At 62.6% G+C, this 1,911-nt stretch carries 4 protein-coding genes and 1 pseudogene; 3 read left to right on the top strand and 2 right to left on the bottom strand.

Translation table 11 applies throughout. The features are described 5' to 3' along the window. Positions 1-83: 83 nt before the first annotated feature. Positions 84-245, top strand: coding sequence for a GNAT family N-acetyltransferase (locus tag Y705_RS23690; RefSeq protein ID WP_444826193.1), 162 nt, complete (start codon positions 84-86; stop codon positions 243-245). 196 nt (positions 246-441) lie between these two features. Here the strand turns inward: Y705_RS23690 and Y705_RS0114215 are convergent, their stop codons facing one another. Together Y705_RS0114215 and Y705_RS20215 are read right to left on the bottom strand one after the other, a co-directional pair. Next, on the bottom strand, positions 442-786 hold the full coding sequence (locus tag Y705_RS0114215) for a histone-like nucleoid-structuring protein Lsr2 (protein ID WP_026533339.1): 345 nt from the start codon (positions 784-786) through the stop codon (positions 442-444). An 82-nt stretch (positions 787-868) separates the two neighbouring features. Continuing rightward, positions 869-1,171 (bottom strand): hypothetical protein, encoded by a 303-nt coding sequence (locus tag Y705_RS20215; RefSeq protein ID WP_049822810.1) that lies wholly within the window; start codon positions 1,169-1,171, stop codon positions 869-871. 142 nt (positions 1,172-1,313) lie between these two features. On the opposite strand from Y705_RS20215, the gene Y705_RS20210 reads away from it, so the two are divergent. Next, positions 1,314-1,658 carry an ArsR/SmtB family transcription factor gene (locus tag Y705_RS20210; protein WP_049822809.1) on the top strand — a complete coding sequence of 115 codons (345 nt, stop codon included), beginning with the start codon at positions 1,314-1,316 and terminating at the stop codon, positions 1,656-1,658. Beyond that, positions 1,658-1,911, top strand: a pseudogene (locus Y705_RS20205) (hypothetical protein); the annotation flags it as partial. The gene Y705_RS20210 and the pseudogene Y705_RS20205, both read left to right, overlap by 1 nt.

Here is a 1,911-nt window from a genome sequence, read left to right as displayed (position 1 = left end):
GGCCGCCGTTGCTGGCGTGTGCGGTGGCAACACTGGAGGAACGCCTGCCTGGGCCAGGGTTTCCCCGCGGGCTCAGTGGATCGATGTCCTCGGTTTTCGTGGAACCAGCACACCGCGGCCGCGGATTCGCCCGGGCAGTGGTATCCGCCGGCTTGTCCTGGCTGGACGGACAGGGCGCGGAGGTCGTGGACCTGCAACGCCACACCCGATGCCGAAGGACTCTACCGGTCCCTGAGCTTCACTGAACCCCGATCAGTGGCGCTTCGCCGAATCCTGCCAGCACCAACACCCCCATGACCTCCGGCGCCGTCCGGTGCACGATGGTTCCTCATCGGAGATCAAGGGCTGATGAGGGCCGAAAAGCGAAGGGCCCTGATCCTCAGCCGGTCCTCCTATGACGGAAAGGTCGCCTTTGTCGTCAAGGGACAGGCGAAGGGCGGTCTACCGGGTGGCGGTGGTGTAGGCGTCGATGATCGACTGAGTGATCCGTCCCCGGGAGCTGGGGGTATATCCGTTATCCGTGGCCCACTGCCGGATCCGTTGAGTTTCCTCGCGCCGGGCTTTGCTGGTGGATGTCCCCGGTGTTTCCTGTGTTTTTCCGCCGCGGCGGCTGCTGGCCTTCCGGCCCTTCGCAAGGTACTCCGTGAGGGATGCCCGCAGTGTTGCGGCGTTTTCGCCGGTGAGGTCAATCTCGTAGCTCACACCGTCCAGGCTAAAGAGAACAGTTTCCTGGGCCTGCTCCCCATTGAGATCGTCAATCAATTGCACCTGCACGCGCTGCGCCATTTTCCATACTCCTGAGTCGATTCGGGTAAACCGGTGAAAACCTCCGATCGACTGTAGCGCGCCATGGAGAAGGCCCATTCATTCACCCAACTGGTCCCTGTTTCTCTGCTTCCCTCGGTGGCGCCGGGGCGACGGCGCTCAGCCACACCCAGCCTTCGCGCTGAATCATAATCAACGGCTCGAAGAACCGAATCTTCACCGCGGTCTTCGTGTACGCGATGGCGTGGGCCTGGACCCGGAGGGCTTTCGAGGGGTAGCGTACCCACGCGTACACCCGCCGCGGTTCCGGAAAATCAACGGGCCGGCAATTCTCGACGTCGAGCTCGGCCGCGGTGAGCATGATCAGCTCCTCACGCATCACGAACTCCTCGATCCGATCATCCATCAACCCCGCGTAATGGATCGGTATCGTGCGCGATTCGACGCTGCTGAATTCATCGAGTCGGCAACTGTTTGCCTTGGGGGAGTGACGGCATCAGTATCACCTCGCCGTTAGGTTAGTACATGAGACTGTGTACCATTGGGGAATGGACACACTTACTCATCACTCGGTGCTTGCCAGGTTCGGTTACGCCCTGTCGGATCCGGTCCGTGCCTGCGTTCTGTTGGCATTGCGGGACGCGCCGTCCTATCCGGGTGAGTTGGCTGAGCTGGCGGGTGTGAGTAAGCAGCGGTTGTCGAATCACCTGACGTGCCTGCGGGGGTGTGGGCTGGTTGTCGCCGTTCCCGAGGGGCGGCGTGTCCGGTACGAGCTGGCGGACCGGAGGCTGGGGGATGCACTGACCGCCTTGCTCGATGTTGTGGTCGTCAGTGAGGTCGAGTGCTGTTGCGCCACCAGGGAGAACCACGTCGATGGGAGGGTTTGCTGCTGATGAGCACTCATACGTCACCTACATCGGTGCAGTCAGGACGCCCAGCGCCGGTGTCGGTTCCAACCACAGAGCGGCGCGCGGTCCTGTCTCGGCGGATCCGGCTCTTCGTGGCGGCGACGATCACCTACAACGTCATTGAGGCGGTTGTCGCGATCAGTGCCGGCACGATCGCGTCCTCGAGCGCCTTGGTTGGTTTCGGGTTGGACTCGATCGTGGAGGTCCTTTCCGCGGCGGCTGTGGCGTGGCAGTTCGC

It is taken from the genome of Arthrobacter sp. H41 (assembly GCF_000520535.1).
Taxonomy (GTDB): Bacteria; Actinomycetota; Actinomycetes; order Actinomycetales; family Micrococcaceae; genus Arthrobacter_D.
Note: the sequence above shows the minus strand (reverse complement) of the source record. Positions and strands in the feature narration are given on the sequence as shown.